This is a genomic window from Pseudomonas sp. DE0157 (assembly GCF_007678615.1).
In the GTDB taxonomy this organism is placed as follows: domain Bacteria; phylum Pseudomonadota; class Gammaproteobacteria; order Pseudomonadales; family Pseudomonadaceae; genus Aquipseudomonas; species Aquipseudomonas parafulva_B.
On sequence record NZ_VEJN01000018.1, the window covers coordinates 57,310 to 79,870 of the forward strand.

At 62.9% G+C, this 22,561-nt stretch carries 19 protein-coding genes; 9 read left to right on the forward strand and 10 right to left on the reverse strand.

The annotated features are described in order from the left end of the window. Positions 1 to 82: 82 nt before the first annotated feature. Positions 83 to 598 (reverse strand): plastocyanin/azurin family copper-binding protein, encoded by a 516-nt coding sequence (locus FS777_RS18855; protein ID WP_058639648.1) that lies wholly within the window; start codon positions 596 to 598, stop codon positions 83 to 85. A gap of 183 nt (positions 599 to 781) precedes the next feature. Between FS777_RS18855 and FS777_RS18860 the strand changes: the two genes are divergently transcribed. Further along, the gene (locus FS777_RS18860; RefSeq protein WP_058639676.1) at positions 782 to 1,462 is read left to right on the forward strand and encodes a heavy metal response regulator transcription factor; all 681 of its coding nucleotides are present in this window, start codon (positions 782 to 784) and stop codon (positions 1,460 to 1,462) included. Beyond that, the gene (locus FS777_RS18865; protein WP_145257086.1) at positions 1,459 to 2,805 is read left to right on the forward strand and encodes a heavy metal sensor histidine kinase; all 1,347 of its coding nucleotides are present in this window, start codon (positions 1,459 to 1,461) and stop codon (positions 2,803 to 2,805) included. Before FS777_RS18860 ends, FS777_RS18865 begins: the two co-directional genes overlap by 4 nt. A gap of 8 nt (positions 2,806 to 2,813) precedes the next feature. On the opposite strand, the gene FS777_RS18870 is transcribed toward FS777_RS18865, so the two are convergent. From FS777_RS18870 to FS777_RS18880, 3 genes are read right to left on the reverse strand one after another with little or no spacing between them, the layout of a single operon-like run. After that, positions 2,814 to 4,055: a lipoprotein-releasing ABC transporter permease subunit gene (locus FS777_RS18870; protein ID WP_058639650.1), complete on the reverse strand. Its 1,242-nt coding sequence runs from the start codon at positions 4,053 to 4,055 to the stop codon at positions 2,814 to 2,816. Between the two features lie 59 nt (positions 4,056 to 4,114). After that, positions 4,115 to 4,798 (reverse strand): lipoprotein-releasing ABC transporter ATP-binding protein LolD, encoded by a 684-nt coding sequence (lolD, locus tag FS777_RS18875; protein WP_174435400.1) that lies wholly within the window; start codon positions 4,796 to 4,798, stop codon positions 4,115 to 4,117. Positions 4,799 to 4,805: 7 nt separating this feature from the next. Beyond that, complete coding sequence (locus tag FS777_RS18880) at positions 4,806 to 6,056, reverse strand: lipoprotein-releasing ABC transporter permease subunit (RefSeq protein WP_058605705.1); 1,251 nt, start codon at positions 6,054 to 6,056, stop codon at positions 4,806 to 4,808. A 93-nt stretch (positions 6,057 to 6,149) separates the two neighbouring features. Between FS777_RS18880 and FS777_RS18885 the strand changes: the two genes are divergently transcribed. Next, complete coding sequence (locus tag FS777_RS18885; protein ID WP_078479401.1) at positions 6,150 to 6,734, forward strand: PilZ domain-containing protein; 585 nt, start codon at positions 6,150 to 6,152, stop codon at positions 6,732 to 6,734. A gap of 26 nt (positions 6,735 to 6,760) precedes the next feature. Then, positions 6,761 to 7,483, forward strand: coding sequence for a glycerophosphodiester phosphodiesterase (locus FS777_RS18890; protein WP_058605706.1), 723 nt, complete (start codon positions 6,761 to 6,763; stop codon positions 7,481 to 7,483). Between the two features lie 42 nt (positions 7,484 to 7,525). Here the strand turns inward: FS777_RS18890 and sthA are convergent, their stop codons facing one another. Together sthA and FS777_RS18900 are read right to left on the reverse strand one after the other, a co-directional pair. After that, positions 7,526 to 8,920 (reverse strand): Si-specific NAD(P)(+) transhydrogenase, encoded by a 1,395-nt coding sequence (sthA, locus tag FS777_RS18895; protein WP_023534167.1) that lies wholly within the window; start codon positions 8,918 to 8,920, stop codon positions 7,526 to 7,528. Between the two features lie 397 nt (positions 8,921 to 9,317). Then, complete coding sequence (locus FS777_RS18900) at positions 9,318 to 10,781, reverse strand: glyceraldehyde-3-phosphate dehydrogenase (RefSeq protein ID WP_027915082.1); 1,464 nt, start codon at positions 10,779 to 10,781, stop codon at positions 9,318 to 9,320. Positions 10,782 to 10,949: 168 nt separating this feature from the next. Here FS777_RS18900 and mfd point away from each other — a divergent pair, with 168 nt between their 5' ends. Genes mfd through FS777_RS18915 form a run of 3 tightly spaced genes read left to right on the forward strand, consistent with a single transcriptional unit; the run spans position 10,950 to position 18,305 of the window. Then, on the forward strand, positions 10,950 to 14,399 hold the full coding sequence (gene mfd / locus FS777_RS18905; protein WP_145257132.1) for a transcription-repair coupling factor: 3,450 nt from the start codon (positions 10,950 to 10,952) through the stop codon (positions 14,397 to 14,399). A gap of 9 nt (positions 14,400 to 14,408) precedes the next feature. Next, positions 14,409 to 14,975: a peptidoglycan binding protein CsiV gene (locus FS777_RS18910; RefSeq protein ID WP_145257089.1), complete on the forward strand. Its 567-nt coding sequence runs from the start codon at positions 14,409 to 14,411 to the stop codon at positions 14,973 to 14,975. Between the two features lie 3 nt (positions 14,976 to 14,978). After that, entirely contained in the window at positions 14,979 to 18,305 is a 3,327-nt protein-coding gene (locus tag FS777_RS18915) for a DEAD/DEAH box helicase (RefSeq protein WP_145257092.1), read from the forward strand. 63 nt (positions 18,306 to 18,368) lie between these two features. Here the strand turns inward: FS777_RS18915 and nagZ are convergent, their stop codons facing one another. Next, positions 18,369 to 19,367 carry a beta-N-acetylhexosaminidase gene (gene nagZ, locus FS777_RS18920; protein ID WP_178091297.1) on the reverse strand — a complete coding sequence of 333 codons (999 nt, stop codon included), beginning with the start codon at positions 19,365 to 19,367 and terminating at the stop codon, positions 18,369 to 18,371. Positions 19,368 to 19,436: 69 nt separating this feature from the next. Beyond that, entirely contained in the window at positions 19,437 to 20,150 is a 714-nt protein-coding gene (locus tag FS777_RS18925; protein ID WP_058639655.1) for a TetR/AcrR family transcriptional regulator, read from the reverse strand. A 229-nt stretch (positions 20,151 to 20,379) separates the two neighbouring features. Here FS777_RS18925 and lexA point away from each other — a divergent pair, with 229 nt between their 5' ends. Further along, positions 20,380 to 20,988: a transcriptional repressor LexA gene (lexA, locus tag FS777_RS18930; RefSeq protein WP_023534260.1), complete on the forward strand. Its 609-nt coding sequence runs from the start codon at positions 20,380 to 20,382 to the stop codon at positions 20,986 to 20,988. A gap of 13 nt (positions 20,989 to 21,001) precedes the next feature. Further along, positions 21,002 to 21,478 (forward strand): SOS-induced cell division inhibitor SulA, encoded by a 477-nt coding sequence (gene sulA, locus FS777_RS18935; RefSeq protein ID WP_058639656.1) that lies wholly within the window; start codon positions 21,002 to 21,004, stop codon positions 21,476 to 21,478. 170 nt (positions 21,479 to 21,648) lie between these two features. Here sulA and FS777_RS18940 read toward each other — a convergent pair whose 3' ends face one another. Together FS777_RS18940 and FS777_RS18945 are read right to left on the reverse strand one after the other, a co-directional pair. Then, positions 21,649 to 21,882: a hypothetical protein gene (locus FS777_RS18940; protein ID WP_023534164.1), complete on the reverse strand. Its 234-nt coding sequence runs from the start codon at positions 21,880 to 21,882 to the stop codon at positions 21,649 to 21,651. Between the two features lie 50 nt (positions 21,883 to 21,932). After that, the gene (locus FS777_RS18945; protein WP_058639657.1) at positions 21,933 to 22,448 is read right to left on the reverse strand and encodes a DUF6586 family protein; all 516 of its coding nucleotides are present in this window, start codon (positions 22,446 to 22,448) and stop codon (positions 21,933 to 21,935) included. Positions 22,449 to 22,561: the final 113 nt, after the last annotated feature.

Genomic DNA, 22,561 nt, shown 5'->3' on the forward strand with positions numbered 1-22,561 from the left:
CATTCTGGGGCAATCGTGTCGTGTACAGGATGACGCGTAGGGCGCCCAGTCTACCCTTTTGCTTGCCGCCTTGCAGCGCCACTCATTCGATGATCAGCGGCCCCACCATGCCCGCTTGGTAATGGCCTGGCACATTACAGGCGAATTCGATGGGTGCAGAGGCCTTGAAGGTCCAGGTCAACTCGGCGCGCTGGCCAGGCATCACCAGCACCGTGTTACCGCCGCCATGCCCATGGCCTGCGCCATGATCATGTCCGCTCATGGCGCCATGCCCCATGCCCTGTTCGCCTACGGCCGCAGTGAACAGCTCGCCTTGCATGGCAATCATCTGCTTCTGGTGTTCGGCATGCATGGCCTTGTCACCCAGGTTGAACTCGTGGGGCAATTGCCCTTCGTTGATCAACACGAAGCGCACCGTCTCACCCGCCTTGACAGTGAGGCTGGCGGGCTCGAAGGCGATGTCCTTGAGCCTCACCTCGACCGTGCGGGTGGCTTTTTCGGCTGGCGCAGGCTCACCGAAAGCCAGTGTATGGGCGGTGCCTGCCTGAGCAAGACTACTGGCCAGCGTCAGTGCGCAGGCAAAGATAAAGCGAGACATCGGGGTTTCCATTCGTTGGATTGAACAGCGCGATGTTAAGCCCATGCGACTGCCATGAACCTGACCGCTGCATTACAAGCCTGTCAGTTTGGCCGAACGCCGCGCAGGTCACGTATGATCCTGGCACCTGTGCGCCGGCTGGACTCCACCGCGGCGCCGCATCGCCAGCCGGAGCTTGCCTCAATGAAACTGTTGATCGTCGAAGACCAAGTGCGTACTGGCCAGTACCTGCATCAGGGCCTGAGCGAGGCCGGCTTCACGGTAGAGCTGGCCACCGATGGCGAGACAGGCCAGTTCCTGGCCCTGACGGGCGATCACGATCTGCTGATCCTGGATGTGATGCTGCCAGGGCGCGACGGCTGGCAGATCCTCAAGGCCGTGCGACAAGCCGGTATCGATACGCCTGTGCTGTTTCTGACCGCCCGCGATGCCATCGAGGACCGGGTACATGGCTTGGAACTGGGCGCCGATGATTACCTGATCAAGCCATTCGCCTTTTCGGAGCTGCTGGCGCGTGTGCGCAGCCTGCTCAGGCGCGGGGCTACGCCCAGTGCCGATACCTCGCTGGCGGTGGCGGACCTGCGCCTTGACCTGATTCGCCGGCGTGTCGAGCGCGGCGGCCAGCGCATCGACCTGACCGCGAAAGAATTCGGTTTGCTCGAGCTGCTGTTGCGCCGTCAGGGTGAAGTGCTGTCCAAGGCGCTTATCGCGTCCCAGGTATGGGACATGAACTTTGCCAGCGACACCAACGTGATCGAAGTGGCCATTCGGCGACTGCGGGCCAAGGTGGACGATGCCTACGACGACAAGCTGATCCACACGGTGCGCGGCATGGGTTATGTGCTGGAAGTGCGTTCATCGTGAGGCGCCGCATTTCGCTGACCAGCCGCCTGGCGCTGCTGTTCGCCGCCTGCACAGCTGCGGTTTCGCTAGGGGCGGGCCTTGTGTTCAATCAGGCCAGCGAGCAGCATTTCATCGAACTCGACCAGCAGTTGCTGGCGTCGCGCCTGTCATTGTTGCGCCGTCACCTCACTGACGTCGGCACACAAGCCGATCTGCAAACCCGCCTGCCTGCCCTGCACGAGGAGCTGAGTCATCAGGCCGACCTGTCCGTGCGGGTCACCTCAGGCAATGGCGCCACCTGGTTCGAGAGCCGCGCTGGCCTCCCCCCTGCGCCCTCCTCCACGGGTTTGAACACGCTGCACGCGCAGGGCACGGACTACCGTAGCCTTGCTGTGGCGCTGATGCCCGGCAGCGCCTCACCGCACCTTGTGCTGTACCTTGACATCACCCATCACCAGCATTTTCTGCAAGGCATGCAGCGTCTGGTCTGGCTGACAGTCGGGCTGTCGGCGCTGGTCACCGCCCTGCTGGGCGGCTGGGCAGCACGTAGTGGCCTGCGCCCCTTGAGGCAGATGGGGCGCATCACCGCACGCGTCTCTGCCCGCTCGCTCACCACTCGCCTACCTGTGGAGCAGATGCCTGCCGAACTGGCCCAATTGGCTGACAGCCTCAATGCCATGCTGCAGCGCCTAGACGATGCGTTTCAGCGCCTGTCGGCGTTTTCGGCCGATATCGCCCATGAACTGCGTACGCCGCTGTCCAATCTGCTGACCCACACCCAGGTCACCCTGACTCGCCCACGCAGCCTCGACGCCTACCGGGAGGCATTGCACGACAACCTCGAAGAGCTGCAAGCGATGGCGCAGATGATCAATGACATGCTCTTCCTGGCCAAAGCCGACCAGGGGCTATTGGCACCAGGTGACACACCACTGGCGCTGCATGATGAAGTGGATTCGCTGCTGGAGTATTACGCCCTGGCGGCTGAAGAGGCGGCCGTGCAACTGACACGAGAGGGGCAAGCGTGGCTGCCCGGCGACCGGACTATGCTGCGCCGGGCGCTCTGCAACTTGCTCGACAACGCCTTGCGCTTCACGCCGGCGGGCGGACAGGTGCGGATCACACTGGCGGCTGGGCCGAGCATTACCGTGGCCAACACCGGCAGCGCCATCGAGGCGACGGCACTGCCACGGCTGTTCGATCGTTTCTACCGGGTGGACCCTTCCAGGCATGACGGCGGCGGCGAACATGCCGGCCTGGGCCTGGCGATCACGCGGTCGATCGTGCAGGCCCATGGCGGGCGGATTCAGGTGGCGTGCGAGGCTGGCTGGACCCGCTTCACGCTGGACTTCACAGGCCGGTAAAGGCTCCGTCAAACCGCCAAGCCAATGGCCGGTTGTACCTGGGAAGCCCGGTAGGCTGGGTAGAGGGTAGCCAAGAAGCTCATCACCAGCCCCGCCGCGCAGATCATCACCACGTCCCCGCTTTGCAGCTCCGATGGCAGGCTGCTGATGAAGTACACGTCGGAGGTGAAGATATGCTGACCGCTGATCCGCTCCAGCCAGCCCACGATCTGGCTCACGTTGAGCGCGGCGATCACCCCCAGCACGCCGCCGATCAGCGTGCCGACCACGCCAATCAAGCTGCCCTGGACCATGAACGTACCCATGATCTGCGCAGGCGTTGCCCCGAGGGTACGCAGGATGGCGATATCCGGCCCTTTGTCGTTTACCACCATGACCAAGGTGGCGATGATGTTGAACGCGGCCACGGCAATGATCATCAGCAGCAACAGGCCGATCATGGTCTTTTCCATCTTCATGGCGCTGAACAGGCTACCTTGAGTATGGGACCAGTCATCTGCCCGATAGCCCTCACCCAGCTGCGCTGCGATGGCCTTGGACACCTGCGGGGCGGCGTACAGGTCATGCAGTTTCAGCCGCACACCCTGCACCTGGCCGGGCGCCCAACGCTGCATGCTCGCGGCATCGGCCATGTGAATGTAGGCCTGGGAACCATCGAGTTCGGCGCCCACCTTGAAGATGCCCACCACGGTCAAGCGCTGCATGCGTGGGGTGATCCCGCCAGGCTCGCTGCTGATCTCCGGCACGATCAAGGTCAGTTTGTCCCCGGTATTCAGCCGAAAGCGGCGGGCCGTCAGCTCGCCGATCACCACGCCAAACTCGCCCGGCTGCAAGTCCTGCAGGCGGCCCTGAACGATGTGCCGCCCTACGATCGACACCTTGTTTTCCTCGGCCGGGTCGATACCGCCAACCTGAATCGGCTGCATGGCGCCCTTGTAGGACAGCATGCCTTCCATTTCGGTGATCGGGGCCGCGGCAACCACGGCAGGGTTTTTCATGGCCGCATCGGCCACCTGCTGCCAGTTGTCCAGCGGCTGCTGGCCCAGGATGGCCGCGTGGGGTACCAGGCCCAGGATGCGCGAGCTCATTTCGCGCTGGAAGCCGTTCATCACCGACAGCACCACGATCATGGCCAGCACGCCCAGGGACAGGCCGATCATCGAGGTCATGGAGATGAACGAGATGAAATGGTTGCGACGCTTGGCCCGGGTATAGCGCGCGCCGATGAAGATGGGCAGGGGTCTGAACATGTGCGGATACACCCAATCAAAACAGGTCGCGGGATGAAAGGGTCACCCCGCTCGGTCGGTCAGATCGCCACCAGGTGGCCATTGTCGAGTTTCAGTACACGGTCCATCTGACGCGCAAGGCTCAGGTCGTGGGTCACCACCAGGAACGCCGTGCGCGAAGCGCTGGACAGTTCCTGCATCAACTCCTGGATGCCCTGTGCAGTATGGTGATCGAGGTTCCCGGTGGGTTCGTCCAGCATCACCAGGCCTGGGCGGTTGACCAGCGCACGTGCGATGGCCACTCGCTGACGCTCGCCGCCAGACAGCTCGGCCGGCTTGTGATTGAGGCGATGCCCCAGCCCAACGCGTTTGAGCAGCGCCTCGGCACGTTCACGCGCCTCTGGAATAGCCGTACGGCCTATCAGCAGTGGCATGCACACGTTCTCGAGGGCCGTGAATTCGGGCAGCAGGTGATGAAACTGGTACACGAAGCCCAACTCGCGGTTGCGCAGCAGGCCCCGGGCGCGCTCGCCCAACGCCGACAGCTCTTCGCCGGCCAGCCAGACACTGCCCTGGGTGGGGCGATCCAGGCCGCCCAGCAGGTTGAGCAAGGTGCTTTTGCCCGACCCCGAACTGCCGACAATGGCGATGCGCTCGCCGGCGTGCAGTTCCAGGTTCAGGCCAGATAAGACCTGCACCGACTCGGGGCCCTCATCGTAGGACTTGCCCAGGTTGCGGCAACTCAGAACGGCTTTATCACTCATGCGCGACTCACTCATAACGTAACGCCTCTGCCGGCTGGGTGCGTGCCGCACGCCAGGCAGGGTACAGGGTGGCGAAGAAACTCAGGACCAATGCCGCACCACAGACCATGTACACATCCTGGGCCTGGATCTGCGAGGGCAGGTAATCGATGAAATACACGTCGGCGTTGAGGAATTTGTGGCCGATCAGGTGCTCGATACCGGCGATGACCGTGCTGACGTTGAGCGCCGCAATGATGCCCACCACGGCCCCGATCAACGTGCCCACCACACCGATCACAGTGCCCTGCACCATGAAGATGAGCATGATTTGCCCAGGGGTGGCGCCCAACGTGCGCAGGATGGCGATGTCCCCCCGCTTGTCGTTGACCACCATCACCAGTGTGGAAATGATGTTGAACGCGGCAACCGCGACGATCAGCAGCAACAGCAGGCCGATCATGGCTTTTTCCATGCGAATGGCCTGGTAGAGATTGCCATGGGTACGGGTCCAGTCGCGGCTATAGAAATCCTGGTCACCCAGTTGTTGGGCGATGTCGTAGGCCACGCGCGGGGCCTGGAACAGGTCATCGAACTTCAAGCGCAGGCCCTGCACCTGGTCGGGCTTCCAGCGGTGCAGGCGCGACAGGTCGGCGATGTTGGTCAGCCCCAGGTAACCGTCGATCTCGCCGGCCCCCACATGGAAGGTGCCCACCACGGTGAAGCGCTTCATGCGCGGGAACATGCCGGCCGGCGTGACGCTGACCTCCGGGGCCACGAAGGTGAGTTTGTCGCCTACGGCCACACCCAACTTGGCCGCGGCCTTGTCACCGATCATGATGCCCCACTCGCCGGGCGCCAACTGGTCCAGCCGGCCCTGCTGGACGAAGTTGTCGATGATCGACACCTCCCGTTCCCGGGCCGGATCGATGCCGTTGAGCAGGACCTTCTGCACCTTGCCGTCATGGGTGAGCAGACCCTGCATCTGGGTGAAGGGCGCGACCGCCACCACCTGCCGATTCTGCTTTACTTGTTCGGCAAGGGCAGGCCAGTCGGCGATGGGCTGGCCGCTCTCGAGCGTGGCGTGAGGGATCATGCCCAACACGCGGGTGCGCATCTCGTGGTCGAACCCGTTCATCACCGACAGCACCACGATCATGACTACCACGCCCAGGGCGAGGCCGATCATCGAGGTCAGGGAAATGAACGAGACGAAGTGATTGCGACGTTTGGCACGGGTATAACGCGTGCCGATGAATGCGAAAAGAGGTCTGAACATGTCGGGGCTTGTTCGGATGGAAGGGAACGTCCTTGTGGCGAGGCGCCTATGGCGGCTTTACACTCGGACCACCGCCGCTACCATGGGTTCGCCATGACGACATTAGACGAAGAAGATCGCCGCGAATACTACCGCATCGCCGATCGGATCGCACTTCAAATCAGCCCATTGAGCGCGGCCGAAGCCCTGGATCCAGATGTGTTGCAGGATGATTCCCCGCTGTTCAATCTGCTCAGCGAGCTGCACCTGGCCGACTTCGAGGCCCAGCACCTGCTGCGCCAGCTCAGCGACAAGGACCGCACCCTTGCAGCGTTTTTGCGGGTACAAAACAAGCGCCTGGACGTGCTCAGCGCCGTGGTCGCCCATACCCTGCTGGGCGAGGTAGGCCAGCCGCAGGCAGTCGTGGTGTCCGAAGGTGGCCTGGAGTGCATCCAGCCAGAGCCCTTTGCACAGGGTACCCAGGTGAAGGTACAAATGGTGCTGATGCCGCGCGCCCACGGCCTGCTGTTGCGCGGCAAGATCGCCCATTGCGAGGCCAGGCCCCAAGGCGGCTTCGAGGTCGGCATCGAATTCATCGACATGGTCGATGCCCAGCGCCAACTGCTTGCCCGCTACATTCTGCAACGCCAGCAACAGCAAAGACGCCAGCAACTGGAACAGAACGCCCCATCACCCTGACTCATTTTCTCACTGAAGGAACGAACGTGACCCTGATCTACGGCCATCGCGGCGCCAAGGGCGAAGCACCCGAGAACACCCTGAACAGCTTCCGCCAGTGCCTGTCCCACGGCATCATGCGCTGCGAGCTGGATCTGCACCTGTCGGCCGACAACCAGCTGATGGTGATCCATGACCCTACCCTCAAGCGCACCACCGGCAAGCGCGGCAAGGTGGTCGAGCACCCGGCCGAAGACCTGGTCAAGCTCGACGCACGTCAGGGTGGCCCGGGCTGGGTCCAGCCCTGCCCCATCCCACGCCTGGAAGAGCTGTTCGAGAAGTGCCCGTTCGAGCACTGGCAGCTGGAAGTCAAGAGCGCCTCGCGCACCCGCGCAGCCACTACGGTGCTGGCCATACGCGAGCTGGCCCAGCAGTTCGGCTTGCTGGACAAGGTGACGATCACCTCAAGTTCACGCGAAGTGCTGGGCGCCGCTCAAGAATTGGTGCCGGACGTGCAACGCGGCCTGGTGGCCGAATACGCCTGGCTCGACCCGCTGAAGGTTGCACAGAATTATGGTTGCCAGATGCTGGCACTGAATTGGACGTTGTGCACCCCGGAACGCCTGCAAAAAGCGCAGAAGCAGGGTTTGCACGTATCGGTATGGACGGTCAACGAGCCGGCGCTGATGCGCAGGCTCGCTGATTTTGGCGTGGACAGCCTGATTACAGACTTTCCCGGTTTGGCCAGGACCACCCTCGGGCAGGGTTGAATTCGGTCTCTCCGACCGGCTCAGGCCACCGGTCGGAGCCGCTCAAAAAAGCCGGTTCAGACCGTCATAGGCCGCTACCCGATAGGCCTCTGCCATGGTCGGGTAGTTGAACGTGGTGTTCACAAAGTACTTGAGGTTGTTCAGCTCGCCTGGCTGGTTCATCACTGCCTGGCCGATATGCACGATCTCGGATGCCTGGTAGCCGAAGCAGTGCACACCCAGCACCTGCAGGGTCTCGCGGTGGAACAGGATTTTCAGCATGCCCTGGGGCTCACCGGCGATCTGCGCCCGGGCCATGCTCTTGAAGAAGGCCTTGCCCACTTCATAGGGCACCTTGGCCTGGGTCAGTTCCTGCTCGTTCTTGCCGATCGAGCTGATCTCCGGAATGGTATAGATGCCCGTCGGCACATCGTTGACGAAACGCCAGCTGCCGTTGTCGACGATGCTGCCTGCGGCCGAGCGGCCCTGGTCGTGCGCGGCACTGGCCAGGCTCGGCCAGCCGATCACGTCGCCTGCGCCGTAGATATTCGGCACGCTGGTGCGGTAGGCCTCGTCCACTTCGATCTGACCGCGGCTGTTGACCTTGATGCCGATGTTCTCCAGCCCAAGCTTGTCGGTATTGCCGGTCCGCCCGTTGCACCAGAGCAAGGCATCGGCCTTGATCTTCTTGCCCGACTTCAGGTGCAGGATGACGCCGTTGTCCAGGCCCTCGACCCGCTCATAATCTTCGTTGTGGCGCACGGTGATGTTGTTGTTGCTGAAGTGGTAGCTCAGGGCCTGGGAGATTTCCGAATCCAGGAAACTGAGCAGTTGCCCTCGGTTGTCCACCAGCTCGACCAGCACACCAAGGCCGCTGAAGATCGAGGCGTACTCGCACCCGATCACGCCGGCGCCATACACAATCAGCTTGCGCGGGGTGTGGCTGAGGCTGAGGATGGTGTCGCTGTCGTACACACGCGGGTGGTTGAAGTCGATGTCTGCTGGTCGGTAGGGGCGCGAACCGGTGGCGATGATGATGTGCTTGGCGTTGAGTTTTTCCACCACGCCATTGGGGCAGACCACTTCGACGGTCTGCTCGTCAGCGAAGCTGCCGGTGCCGAAGAACAGGTCGACGCGGTTGCGGGCGTAGTAGCCCGTGCGCGAGGCCACCTGCTTGGCGATGACCTTTTCGGCGCTCTTGAGCACGTCCGGGAAAGAGAACCAACGCGGCTCGCCGATGGCGCGGAACATGGTGTTGGTGTTGAACTGCATGATCTGCCGCACCGAGTGACGCAGTGCCTTGGACGGGATGGTGCCCAGGTGGGTGCAGTTCCCCCCGACCTGGCGACGGGTGTCGACCATTGCCACCTTGCGCCCTGCTTTGGCGGCGTTCATTGCCGCACCTTCCCCGGCCGGGCCGGAACCCAGCACCACTACGTCGTAGTTGTAGACAGCCATGCGTACTCCTTCAGAACTGGCCCGCAAGCCACGGTCGCTTGCGGCGCACGATCATGCCGCCTCGGCGCCATGAGAAAAATCGGGTGCAGTCTAATCAAGCGTGAACGGCGCGCACATTAACCCTTGGTCGCGTCGTAGGCCAATTTCGCCCGCACTACATAAAGCACCGTCTCCCTGGCGGCAATCATCCTTGTCCACGCTTTCGACCACCTTGCACTGCCTGCTCAGACGGAAAAACCGCCCAGGCACCTGCGAAACGGCGGTTATTGTCCCTGAAATGTTGCGCTGAGTCACTCGATGACCCCCTGCGCTCTGCTAGGACAAGCGCCCTTGCACGGCAGCGCAAACGAAAACGGGAACCCAAAGGTTCCCGTGTGTTCAGCGTCTGACTGGCCGATCAGCGTGGAAAGGCAGGCGGGTTGACCCCGGCCATGTCTTCCATCACGCGCACGACCTGGCAGCTGTAGCCGAACTCGTTGTCATACCACACGTAGAGCACGACGCGATTGTCGTTGCAGATGGTGGCTTCGGCGTCTACCACACCGGCGTGGCGCGAACCCACGAAGTCGGTGGAGACCACTTCCTGGGAGCTCACATAGTCGATCTGCTTGTGCAGGTCCGAGTGCATGGCCGTCTGGCGCAGGTACTCGTTGATTTCCTCGCGGCTGGTGGCCTTTTCCAGGTTCAGGTTGAGGATTGCCATCGACACGTTCGGCGTCGGCACGCGAATGGCGTTGCCGGTCAACTTGCCCTTGAGCACAGGCAGGGCCTTGGCGGCGGCGGTGGCAGCACCGGTTTCGGTGATGACCATATTCAGCGGCGCGGCGCGGCCACGGCGGCTGCCCTTGTGGAAGTTGTCGATCAGGTTCTGGTCGTTGGTGAACGAGTGAACGGTTTCGACGTGGCCGTTGACGATGCCGTACTGGTCGTTGACGGCCTTGAGCACCGGCACGATGGCGTTGGTGGTGCAGGAGGCGGCGGAGATGATCTTGTCATCGGCCGTGATCTCGCCGTGGTTGATGCCATGCACGATGTTCTTCAGGGCACCCTTGCCAGGTGCGGTGAGGATCACGCGGCTGGCACCCGGGCAGGCCAGGTGCTGGCCCAGGCCGTCGGCATCACGCCATACGCCGGTGTTGTCCACGATCAGCGCGTTGTCGATGCCGTACTGGGTGTAGTCGACTTCGCTCGGGTTCTTGGCGTAGATGATCTGGATCAGGTTGCCGTTGGCCGTCAAGGTGTTGTTGGCTTCGTCGATGGTGATGGTGCCATCGAACGGCCCATGCACCGAATCACGACGCAGCAGGCTGGCACGCTTGACCAGATCGTTCTCGGCGCCTTTGCGCACGACGATGGCACGCAGGCGCAGGCCGTCGCCACCACCGGTCTTCTCGATCAGGATACGCGCCAGCAGGCGACCGATACGGCCGAAACCATACAGCACGACGTCGGTGCCTTTGCGCGCGGCGGCGTTCTGCTGGCCCACCACGTCAGCCAGTTCTTCACGCACGAACTGCTCGGCGCTGCGGCCGTTGCCTTCGAGCTTGAACTTGTTGGCCAGCTTGCCCAGGTCGACCGAGGCGGCGCCCAGTTTCAGCTCGCTCATGGCCTTGAGCAGGGGGAATGTCTCGTGAACGGACAGTTCGGTTTCGTCGGTCTGGCGATGACGCGCAAAGCGGTGTGCCTTGAGGATCGAGATAACCGAACGGTTGATCAGGCTGCGGCCATAGATCGAGCTCACCACATTGTTGTTGCGGTAGAGCTGACCGATAAGCGGGATCATCGCTTCAGCCAGGGCTTCACGATCGATCCACTCACCAAGACACTGGTCGGGCTTCTGAGTCACGGGAACCTTCCACATGTAGGGACAGAAAAAAGGGGCTACATTATGACGCCCCGATGCGTAACCGGCAATGAGCGCCTGTCGTGGTCACGCACATCGATCATCCTGCCCCATTGGAGCCTGACAGCCGCCAGCGTCACCGGTACAATCGGTCTCTTTGCCGAAACGCTTGGAGTGCAATCTCCCGTGTCAGTTCTGCGCCTACCGCAACTGTCGGCTACCGCCGGCAAACAAACCTGGGGCAACCTGCCCGGTGCCGCCCTCAGCCTTGCCATCGCCGAGGCCGCCAGCAGCGCTGGCCGCTTCACCCTGCTGCTGACGGCAGACAGCCAGGCCGCCGACCGCCTGGAGCAGGAACTGAAGTTCTTCGCGCCCGAGTTGCCGGTGCTGCCGTTTCCCGACTGGGAGACCCTGCCCTACGACCTGTTCTCGCCCCACCAGGACATCATCTCCCAGCGCATCGCCAGCCTGTACCGGCTGCCGGAGCTGAGCCACGGCATCCTGGTAGTGCCCATCACCACGGCCTTGCATCGCCTGGCCCCTACCCGCTTCCTGCTGGGCAGCAGCCTGGTGCTGGACGTGGGCCAGACCATCGATGTGGAGCAGATGCGCAGCCGCCTGGAAGCCAGTGGTTACCGCTGCGTGGACACCGTCTATGAGCATGGCGAGTTCGCCGTGCGTGGGGCCTTGATCGACCTGTTCCCGATGGGCAGCAAGCTGCCCTACCGTATCGACCTGTTCGACGACGAAATCGAAACGCTGCGCACGTTCGACCCCGAGACCCAGCGCTCGATCGACAAGGTCGACTCCATTCGCCTGCTGCCGGCACGCGAATTTCCGATGCAAAAAGAGGAAGTCACCCGGTTCAAGGCACGCTTTCGCGAGCGTTTCGACGTGGATTTTCGCCGCAGCGCGATCTTCCAGGACCTGGCCAGCGGCATCATCCCGTCCGGTATCGAGTACTACCTACCGCTGTTCTTCGAAGAAACCTCGACTCTGTTCGACTACCTGCCGGCCGATACCCAGGTGTTTTCGCTGCCGGGCGTTGAGCAGGCGGCCGAACACTTCTGGAACGACGTACTCGGGCGCTACGAGGACCGCCGGGGCGACCTGAGCCGGCCCTTGCTGCCGCCGGCCGAGCTGTTCATGCCGGTTGAAGACTGTTTCGCGCGCCTCAAGCAGTGGCCACGGGTGGTGGTCAGCCGCGATGACCTGGACCCAGGCGCCGGGCGCCAGCGCTTCGCCGCTCGCCCCCTGCCTGACCTTGCCATCGAAGCCAAGGCCAACCAGCCGCTGGCGGCATTGGCAGGGTTTCTCGACCAGTTCGATGGGCGCGTGTTGTTCACCGCAGAATCGGCCGGACGCCGCGAAGTGCTGCTTGAGCTGCTCGAACGGCTCAAGCTGCGCCCGAACACGGTCGAAGGCTGGACCGACTTCGTCACCGGTAGCGAACGCCTGAACATCACCATTGCACCGCTCGACGAAGGCCTGCTGCTCGACGACCCGGCCATGGCCCTGATCGCCGAAAGCCCGCTGTTCGGTCAGCGGGTGATGCAGCGCCGCCGCCGCGACAAGCGCGGTGAAACCGCCAACGATGCCGTCATCAAGAACCTGACCGAGCTGCGTGAAGGCGCGCCGGTGGTGCATATCGATCATGGCGTGGGCCGCTACCTGGGCCTGGCGACGCTGGAAATCGACGGCCAGGCCGCCGAGTTCCTGACCCTCCAATACGCCGAGGGCGCCAAGCTCTACGTACCGGTTGCCAACCTGCACCTGATCGCCCGCTACACCGGCAGCGATGACGCGCTGGCGCCCCTGCACCGCCTGGGCTCGGAAACCTGGCAGAAAGCCAAGCGCAAGGCCGCCGAACAGGTACGCGACGTCGCCGCCGAGCTGCTCGACATCTATGCCCGCCGTGCAGCGCGCAAGGGTTACGCGTTCGCCGACCCGGCCGCCGACTACGCCACGTTCAGCGCAGGCTTCCCGTTCGAAGAAACCCCCGACCAGCAAGCGGCCATCGAAGCGGTACGCGCCGATATGCTGGCGCCCAAGCCCATGGATCGCCTGGTGTGCGGCGACGTAGGCTTCGGCAAGACCGAGGTGGCCATGCGTGCAGCGTTCATCGCCGTGCACAGCGGTCGCCAGGTGGCTGTGCTGGTGCCCACCACCCTGCTGGCCCAGCAGCATTACAACAGTTTCCGCGACCGTTTTGCGGACTGGCCGGTCACCGTCGAGGTGATGAGCCGCTTCAAGTCGGCCAAGGAAGTGGCCAACGCCGCGGCCGAGCTGGCCGAGGGCAAGATCGACATCCTGATCGGCACCCACAAGCTGCTCCAGGACGACGTGCGCTTCAAGGACCTGGGCCTGGCCATCATCGACGAAGAGCATCGTTTCGGGGTGCGTCAGAAAGAGCAGCTCAAGGCGCTGCGCAGCGAAGTGGACATCCTGACCCTGACCGCCACGCCCATCCCGCGCACCTTGAACATGGCCGTGGCGGGCATGCGCGATCTGTCGATCATCGCCACGCCGCCGGCCCGGCGCCTGTCGGTACGCACCTTCGTCATGGAACAGAACAACAGCACCGTCAAGGAAGCGCTGCTGCGCGAACTGCTGCGCGGTGGCCAGGTGTATTACCTGCACAACGATGTGAAAACCATCGAGAAATGTGCCGCCGACCTGGCCGAACTGGTCCCAGAGGCGCGCATCGGCATTGGTCACGGCCAGATGCGCGAGCGCGAGCTGGAGCAGGTGATGAGCGACTTCTACCACAAGCGCTTCAACGTACTGGTGGCCTCGACCATCATCGAAACCGGCATCGACGTGCCCAGCGCCAACACCATCGTCATCGAGCGTGCCGACAAGTTCGGCCTGGCCCAGTTGCACCAATTGCGTGGCCGGGTCGGTCGCAGCCACCACCAGGCCTATGCCTACCTGCTGACGCCAACGCGCCAGAAGGTCAGCGGCGACGCCGAAAAACGCCTCGAAGCCATCGCCAACACCCAGGACCTGGGCGCCGGGTTCGTGCTCGCGACCAACGACCTGGAAATCCGCGGGGCTGGCGAGTTGCTCGGGGACGGCCAGAGCGGTCAGATCCAGGCGGTGGGCTTTACCCTGTACATGGAAATGCTCGAGCGCGCCGTCAAGGCGATCCGCAAGGGCACCCAGCCCAACCTCGAACAACCGCTGGGCGGCGGCCCGGAAATCAACCTGCGCCTGCCAGCCCTGATCCCCGAGGACTACCTGCCGGACGTGCATGCGCGGCTGATCCTGTACAAGCGCATCGCCTCGGCGGCCGATGAGGAAGGCCTCAAAGACCTGCAGGTCGAGATGATCGACCGCTTCGGCCTTCTGCCAGAGCCCACCAAGAACCTCATGCGCCTGACGCTGCTCAAGTTGCAGGCGGAGAAACTGGGCATCAAGAAAGTCGACGCCGGCCCCAATGGCGGCAAGCTCGAGTTCGAGGCCGAAACGCCAGTCGATCCTCTGACCCTGATCAAGCTGATCCAGGGTCAGCCCAAGCGCTACAAGTTCGAAGGCGCCACCCAGTTCCGCTTCATGGTCCCGATGGAGCGGCCTGATGAGCGTTTCAACACCCTTGAGGCGCTGTTCGAGCGCCTGACACCAAAGCCTGCCTAAGGAAGATCCATGCGCGCCATTCGCTGTCTGACCCTGCTGCTGGTGGCGTTTGCCCCAGCGGCATTCGCCCAGGGCCCGTATCAGGTCGAAATGATCCTGGTAAGGCAGAACAACGTACCCGCGCTCACCAGCCCGTTCGCGCCTGAAGACTGGAGCGCTGGCGCGCCACGGCTGGACAAAGGCGCAGAGCAGCGCCCGGTGCTCGAAGACGAGGCCACACGCTTGAGCGCCACGGCCGACTACACGGTACTCATGCACCGGGCCTGGCAACAGCAGGTAGGCGATGGGCCCAGTCGCATCGCATTCGGTGAAGGTACCGAGCAGTTCGGCCATTTCCCGATCGAGGGCAACCTGAGCATCACCCAGGGTCGCTTCATCCAGGTCGAAGCCAACCTTTGGGTCAACCAGCTCGACGGCAACGGCAGCGTGCTGCAGAGCGAGCAGTTTCGGCAGGCCAACAGCAATGTGAAAGGCGGACAACTGACCTACCTGGACGGCGGTCATCTGGCCATGCTCCTAAAGATAACCCCACCCGGCACACCCAAGATGCCATCGCTGGACATGCTGGAGCAGTAGCCCATGAGCCGTAACGGACCTGATGCCTTCGAGCTGCTGAACGAGTACCCCAACTGGATCGAATGTTTCGACGCAGGCACTCTGAGGCGAGGCGAGGTTTACGCGAGCGAGGGCATGGCTGAGCTGGAGCACCTAAACGGGCGAAGGTTTTCCGCTCTGTGCAAAGGCAGTGCAGGACAAACCTACCGGCAGAACATCGAAGTAAGCGTGCATGCCGGGCGCCTCCTTGTAGAAGGCCGGTGCAGTTGCCCTGTTGCGCGCAACTGCAAGCACTGCGCAGCCGCGCTGCTGCTGATCAGCGATCCCTTCGACAAGCCACTGATAGCCAAGCCCACCTCTGCGCAGATGTCAGCCGAGCTCCAGCATTGGCTCAGCAACCTCGAACAAGCGCCCGCACCGGCCGAACCTGGCAAGGACAAGCGTGGGCGCTCGGTCTGCTACAACCTGAACCTCCAGGACGATGCCAGTTGCTCGGTGGTCGTGCGCAAGGGCACCGAAACAGAAGACGGCATTCGCTTCAGCCGGGTGCAATCGGTCTACGACTTCCTATATGACCGGCCAAAATTCGTGACCGAAGAAGACGCGCGCATCCTGCGTCTGCTCTCCTCGCTCAACCAGGGGGGCGGCCAAGAGCGGGGCTACAGGTTGACAGGGGCCGAAGGCGGCGAGTTGCTCCAGCGCATTATCGACACGGGCCGGCTGTACCTGCTAGACACTCAGCCACAACTGCGGCCTGGGCCGGTGCGCCAGGGCGAGTTTCGCTGGGTGCGCCTAGACAACGGTGCATACCGTGGCTTGTGGTTCACCGGCGAAGATGAATCCAACTGCGTCATCCCATTGCTTCCGCTGTACTACCTGGACCTGGTCACCCATGAGATCGGTGTCCTGGAACATGGGCTCAACTCCCACGTTGCGATGCAACTGACCCTCGCACCCGAGGTGCCGGAGCACCTGGTCGTGCCGCTCAGCCACAAGCTCAACGCCTTGAGCCATGCCGTGCCGACGCCGACCGAGGTCCAGGAGCAACACGTCGATGACATCCAGCCCTCCGCGCACCTGGTACTTGGGAGCCTGGAGTTCACCGCCTACATGCCCAAGACCGGTCGCATGCAGCGCCAGACGCAGCACCGCGCCGCGCTGTCGTTCGACTACGACGGCCTGTCGGCCAGCGGCAATACCGACAAGCCGCTGACGCGCCTGGTGGGCAGCGTGAGCCAGCGCATCAGCCGCCAGCCCAAGGCTGAGCAAGCCCTGCGCAATGTCCTGCGTGACATGGGGTTCAAGGTCGCGACCCGGCAGAGCAAGGCACTGCCCGACAGCGCCGGCGAAATGTTCCTGCTTCCCGACGACGAGGCCTGGCTGCAATTCGTGCGCACCAACCTGCCCCAGCTGCGTGAAGCGGGCTGGCAGGTGGACGTCAACCGCGACTTCGCGTTCGACTTGCAGGAGGTAGAAGACTGGTACGCCACGGTCGATGAAACGCCCGGCCATGAATGGTTCGACCTTGAGTTGGGTATCGTTGTCGAAGGGCAGCGGCACAGCCTGCTGCCCATCGTCCTGCAACTGTTGCGCAACAGCCCTGAGCTGCTACGCCCGAACGAACTGGCCAAGCGCAACGACGAGGAGCACCTGCTGATCGATCTCAACCGCGGCCGGATCGATGCCCCTGCCCTGCGCGTAGCTCTGCCTTATGGCCGGGTCAAGGCTGTGATGGCGACCTTGGGCGAGCTCTACCTGAGCGAACCTGAGGCCGGGACGGCACTGCGCATGAGCCGAGCAGACGCTGCGCGCCTGAACGGGATCGAAGCGCTGCCCCTGCATTGGGAAGGCGGTGAGCATGTGCGCGACCTGGGTCGCCGCCTGCGCGATGCCAGGGATCTGCAGGTCGCCCCCCCTGCCGGCTTGCAAGCCAACCTGCGCGGCTACCAGCAGCAAGGGCTCAACTGGCTGCAAGCACTGCGGGAAATGGGCACCGGTGGCATCCTTGGGGATGACATGGGCCTGGGCAAGACCTTGCAGGCCCTGGCCCATGTGCTGCTGGAAAAAGAAGCGGGCCGTTTAGGCGCGCCAGCACTGGCTGTCATGCCGACCAGCCTGATACCCAACTGGCTGGACGAGGCGCAGCGCTTCGCACCCGGCCTTCGGGTGCTGGCCCTGCACGGGCCAGCCCGCAGCAAGCATTTCGCCCGCCTGCACGATTACGACCTCATCCTGACCACCTATGCACTGGTACCCCGCGATCTTGCGCATTTGCGTGCACAGCCATGGCACCTGCTGTTGCTCGACGAGGCGCAGAACATCAAGAGCAGCACCAGCAAGGCAGCCATGGCCGTGTGCCAACTGCAGGCTACCCAGCGCCTGTGCTTGACCGGTACACCGATGGAAAACAATCTCGGCGAGCTTTGGTCGATCTTCCACTTCCTGATGCCCGGCTGGCTGGGTGACCTCAAGCGCTTCAATCAGGACTACCGCACGCCTATCGAGCGCCAGGGCAATACCGAGCGCCTGACCCACCTGATCACGCGCATTCGCCCCTTCCTGCTGCGCCGCACGAAAGAGCAGGTCGCCACCGAGCTGCCAGCCAAGACAGAGCTGGTGCACTGGGTCGAACTGAGTGACGCACAGCGTGACACCTACGAGGCCGTGCGGGTGGCGATGGACAAGAAGGTTCGCGACGAGGTAGCCCGCAACGGTGCCGCACGCAGCCAGATCGTCATCCTCGATGCACTGCTCAAGCTGCGACAGGTGTGTTGCGACTTACGCCTGGTCAAGGGCGTGGACATCAAGGGCAACCAGAGCGACAAGGGCAAGCTGGGCGCGCTGCTGGAGATGCTCGAAGAGCTGATGGGCGAAGGCCGCCGCGTGCTGCTGTTCTCCCAGTTCACCTCGATGCTGGCGTTGATCGAGCAGGAACTGAAAAAGCGCAGCATCCGTTACAGCCTGTTGACCGGCGACACTCGCGACCGCCGCACCCCTGTCCAGCAATTCCAGGAGGGGGACAGCCAGGTCTTTCTGATCAGCCTCAAGGCAGGCGGGGTGGGATTGAACCTGACAGCAGCCGACACCGTGATCCATTACGACCCGTGGTGGAACCCGGCCAGCGAAAACCAGGCGACCGACCGGGCCTACCGCATTGGCCAGGACAAGCCCGTGTTCGTGTTCAAGCTGATCACCCGCGGCACGGTGGAGGAAAAGATTCAGCTGTTGCAGCAGGAAAAAGCAGCGCTGGCTGCCAGCCTGCTAGACGGTGGCAAGGCCGGGCAATGGCGACTGGGGGACGAGGAAATAGAGGCGCTGTTTGCGCCGTTGCCGGGCAAACGCGGTCGGTAGCAGCTGTCGGAACGCGTACCCGCTGGGTATACGCGTTCCGACAGACTGCTGGACGATGAGCGGCTAGTCGATCAACTGCGCGTCCTTGAGCGCACACAGCGCCTGCAGCCAACGCGGATGCTGGCGATAATCGGTGCAGGCGATGCCTTGGCCGCGCATGCTGGCGATCCGAGGTGACGGCGTGACCCGCATACGCTGAGCAGCACCCAGCGCCAGTTCGGCCGCAGCACGGTCGTTGCAAACCAGCCCCATGTCACACCCGGCACTGAACGCGGCCTCGATGCGGCTGGCCGCATCACCGACCACATGAGCACCGGCCATGGACAGGTCGTCACTGAAGATGACCCCGTCGAAACCTAGCTCGCCGCGCAAAATATCTTGCAGCCACCGGCGGGAAAAGCCTGCCGGACGGTTGTCGACCTGCGGGTAGATCACATGGGCAGGCATCACTGCCGCCAGTTGACCGCTCAGGCGGCTGAACGGCACCAGGTCTGCACCACGCAGTTGCTCCAGGCTACGCTCGTCAGTGGGTATCGCCACGTGGGAATCGGCTTCTGCCCAACCATGGCCTGGGAAATGTTTGCCACAGGCAGCCATGCCTGCCGCGTTCATGCCGCGGATGAACGCGCCGGCCAATTGCGTAGCCCGCAGCGGATCACCTTCGAAGGCGCGGCTGCCCACCACCGCGCTGCGCTGGTGATCCAAGTCCAGCACCGGAGCGAAGCTCAGGTCCAGGCCAACGGCAAGGACTTCGGTCGCCATCAACCAGCCACATTGTTCGGCCAGGTACTCGGCATTGGCAGTGTCGGCCAGGGCACGCATCGCCGGCAGGCGCACGAACCCCTGGCGCAGACGCTGTACCCGACCGCCCTCCTGGTCGACGGCCAGGATCAGGTCCGGGCGCAGCGCACGAATGGACGCGCACAACGCACGCACCTGGCGCGGGCTGTCGACGTTGCGGGCGAAGATGATCACCCCCCCCACTTCGGGCTGGCGCAACAGCTGCCGGTCTTCGGCGGTCAGCCAAGTACCGGCGATATCCACCATCAAGGAGCCTTGCAGGCTGGCGGTCATGAGAAATCCTTCAATAGAGACAGGGGAAAGCCCGCTTAGGGCTGGCGACTGGCGAGTTCATGCCTTGGCGGGGGCTGCACCGCTGACAGTCTTGCTGCGCGGGCGCAACTGGGCGCTGGCCATGGCCGCATCGGTGACGCCGGTATCGGCACGCATGCCGGCAGCCAGGAACGGCACCATCAAGCGCATCACCTGCTCGATGGAGGTGTTGATGCCAAAGTCAGTCTCGGCGATGGCTCGCAGCGCCTTGATGCCCGACATGCTGAACGCAGCAGCCCCGAGCATGAAATGCACACGCCAGAACAATTCGAGCGGAGGAATGCGTGGCGCGGCTTCGTTGACCAGCAACATGTAGCGGCGGAACACCTTGCCATACATGTCTTCGAGGTAGCGGCGCAAATGGCCTTGGCTCTGGCTGAACGCCAGGCCCAGCAGCCGCATGAAGATCGACAGGTCGTTGTTGCTGCGCGGCTGCACGGCAAGGGCTTGCTCGACCAGCATCTCCAGTAACTCTTCGAGGGTAGGCTTGTGCTCGGGGCGGGCCTGGCGCCGCTCCAGCTCGCGCTCAAGGCTGGCGCAGAATGGCCCCAGGAAACGAGAGAAGACCGCCTGGATCAGCGCTTTCTTGGAACCGAAGTGGTAATTCACCGCCGCCAGGTTAACGCCGGCCTTACTGGTGATCAGCCGCAACGAGGTTTCGGCGAACCCGCGCTCGGCGAACAGCTGCTCGGCAGCATCGAGGATGCGTTCAACGGTTTCCGATTGGGCCATGACTACTCCAAGCACTCCGCCATACAAACAGGTGTTTGAAACATACGTTTCAACCCCCCTTCTGTCAAGCGTTCGTGACCGGCCGGTCAACCATACCGATGCGAGGGCGTTTGGCGGCGAACGCGGTGTAATCCGTGGCCATCAGCTGGCCTGGGCGGTGGGAGAGCTTGCGGCGAGCTGAATACTGTATATAATCCCAGGCACTGTACAAAAAGACAGAGCGCTGATCATGTTGAAACTGACGCCACGCCAAGCCGAAATCCTCGCCTTCATCAAGCGCAGCCTCGAGGATAACGGCTTTCCGCCGACTCGTGCCGAGATTGCCCAGGAGCTGGGCTTCAAGTCACCCAATGCCGCCGAAGAGCATCTCAAGGCGCTGGCCCGTAAAGGCGCTATCGAGATGACGCCAGGCGCCTCCCGAGGCATTCGCATTCCCGGCCTCGAAGCCAAGGCCGAAGAAGCCGGGCTCCCGATCATCGGCCGCGTTGCTGCCGGCGCCCCGATCCTTGCCGAGCAACATATCGAGCAATCCTGCAACATCAACCCAGCCTTCTTCCACCCCCAGGCCGACTATCTATTGCGTGTGCACGGCATGAGCATGAAGAACGTCGGTATCCTCGATGGCGACCTATTGGCGGTGCATACCTGCCGCGAAGCCCGCAACGGCCAGATCGTCGTGGCGCGCATCGGCGACGAAGTCACCGTCAAGCGCTTCAAGCGCGAAGGCAACAAGGTTTGGCTGCTGGCCGAAAACCCGGAATTTGCCCCTATCGAAGTCAACCTGAAAGATCAGGAACTGGTGATCGAGGGCTTGAGCGTCGGCGTCATTCGCCGCTGAATCAGGAGGCGTCATGCAGCCATTCACCCATACAACCGAGCAAGTCCAGTTGCCGCTGTTCGAAGCATTCCTCGCCCAGCCTGTCCTGCCTGGCCTCAAGGCCAGCGAACTGGCGCGCAAGAGCGACATGCCCGACCTGTTCAGCGAATTGTCACTGCACGGCGCCCCTAGTCACTGTCACACCTTGCTGGCACCTGTGCTACGCGAACTCAGCGAAGAAGACGAAACACGCTGGTTGACCCTCATTGCACCACCGTCGAGCCTGACACAGGCCTGGCTGCGCAGGGCTGGGCTCAACCGCGAACGCATTCTGCTGCTTCATCCGCGGGGCAACCAGCTTCCCTTGCAGTTGGCGTGCGAAGCCTTGCGCCTGGGCCGTAGCCATACCGTGGTCAGCTGGTTGGGGAGCATCAATGCCAACGCACGTCAGCTGCTGTTGCGTGCGGCAAGCGTAGGTAACGCGCAAAGCCTGAACATTCGTTTCGGCTGACACTGCGGCATTCGTACTACCGGCCTGACCGCTCCAGGCCATGCTCGCCATGACGAGTAAAGAACGCCCAAAAAGCGCAACGCTTTTCCGACACTCCCACACTCATTTGTTCGATACGTTTGCCGCCGACACCGGCCAGGCCGGTGGCAGCCATCTCACGACTGCGCGTTTCAGTGCAGAACGCGCGGCCCTTCGTCACGTTCGAGCTCGCCATCCACAAGCCGTCCAGCCATCTGCACACCCACGCTGAGCATGGCTTTGGCCACCTCGACGTGCTGACCCTGCAGGAATACTTTGGCATCCTCTGAGAAATCCAGGGTTACCAGTGAGCCTTCATCCTCGGCGCGACGCAGTTCGATGCGGCCATCAGGCAACTCGACAATTTCCAGAAAAGACGTAGACATAAAGGGCGGTTCTCCACGAAAGGCGAGCATTGTACCAGCGCTCGACGCTGTCAGCACTCACTCAACGCATCGCGAAAACGCCTGACGAGTGCCTTGAGATCGCTGCGCCACGCCTCAAGCTCGGCACGGGACAGCGGCGCAGGCACCTGCTCATCGAGGCTGACCGCCTGGATCAACGGCTGGGTGACGTCAGTCTTGGGTGGTTTGCGCATCACAGGCGCTCGGAACAAGTCAGCATAGGCAGCCAGCATCTGCGCCAGCCAGGTTTCCCGTTGCCGGGCAAGCTCCAGGAGCTCGGCAACTTCTGGTATGGCGATGCCATTGAAGGCGTCCTGCGCCAGAGCCTGCTCAACGCTTGCCAGCGCAGGCAAGCGGTAGTAACCACTGATTTCGTGACATAGGCCAAGCAAGGCACCATGCAGATGAAACAAGGCCGACTCCCGCTCAGCCTGCACCAGCCCCTGGGCGTTCATGGCCTGGCTCTGTTCAGCCCTGGCCATCGATTCCAGTGCCAGCCCGGCAAAGTACAGTTTTTGATTAGTGCGGGTATAGAGCTCCTGGGCCATGTGCTGCCCTCCCATCAAGTGGCTTAGCGGATTGCTGCATCATAAATGAAAGGGGCCGTGCTGCGGCCTTTCGTGATATCAGCTCACGAAAGACCGCAGCACGGCCCCATCCC

Bases quoted from the DNA above. Each gene is read 5' to 3' on its own strand.
- FS777_RS18855 (WP_058639648.1), bottom strand. From the start codon at position 598: ATGTCTCGCTTTATCTTTGCCTGCGCACTGACGCTGGCCAGTAGTCTT.
- FS777_RS18860 (WP_058639676.1), top strand. From the start codon at position 782: ATGAAACTGTTGATCGTCGAAGACCAAGTGCGTACTGGCCAGTACCTG.
- FS777_RS18870 (WP_058639650.1), bottom strand. From the start codon at position 4,055: ATGTTCAGACCCCTGCCCATCTTCATCGGCGCGCGCTATACCCGGGCC.
- lolD (WP_174435400.1), bottom strand. From the start codon at position 4,798: ATGAGTGATAAAGCCGTTCTGAGTTGCCGCAACCTGGGCAAGTCCTAC.
- FS777_RS18880 (WP_058605705.1), bottom strand. From the start codon at position 6,056: ATGTTCAGACCTCTTTTCGCATTCATCGGCACGCGTTATACCCGTGCC.
- FS777_RS18885 (WP_078479401.1), top strand. From the start codon at position 6,150: ATGACGACATTAGACGAAGAAGATCGCCGCGAATACTACCGCATCGCC.
- sthA (WP_023534167.1), bottom strand. From the start codon at position 8,920: ATGGCTGTCTACAACTACGACGTAGTGGTGCTGGGTTCCGGCCCGGCC.
- FS777_RS18900 (WP_027915082.1), bottom strand. From the start codon at position 10,781: ATGTGGAAGGTTCCCGTGACTCAGAAGCCCGACCAGTGTCTTGGTGAG.
- FS777_RS18910 (WP_145257089.1), top strand. From the start codon at position 14,409: ATGCGCGCCATTCGCTGTCTGACCCTGCTGCTGGTGGCGTTTGCCCCA.
- FS777_RS18915 (WP_145257092.1), top strand. From the start codon at position 14,979: ATGAGCCGTAACGGACCTGATGCCTTCGAGCTGCTGAACGAGTACCCC.
- FS777_RS18925 (WP_058639655.1), bottom strand. From the start codon at position 20,150: ATGGCCCAATCGGAAACCGTTGAACGCATCCTCGATGCTGCCGAGCAG.
- lexA (WP_023534260.1), top strand. From the start codon at position 20,380: ATGTTGAAACTGACGCCACGCCAAGCCGAAATCCTCGCCTTCATCAAG.
- sulA (WP_058639656.1), top strand. From the start codon at position 21,002: ATGCAGCCATTCACCCATACAACCGAGCAAGTCCAGTTGCCGCTGTTC.
- FS777_RS18940 (WP_023534164.1), bottom strand. From the start codon at position 21,882: ATGTCTACGTCTTTTCTGGAAATTGTCGAGTTGCCTGATGGCCGCATC.
- FS777_RS18945 (WP_058639657.1), bottom strand. From the start codon at position 22,448: ATGGCCCAGGAGCTCTATACCCGCACTAATCAAAAACTGTACTTTGCC.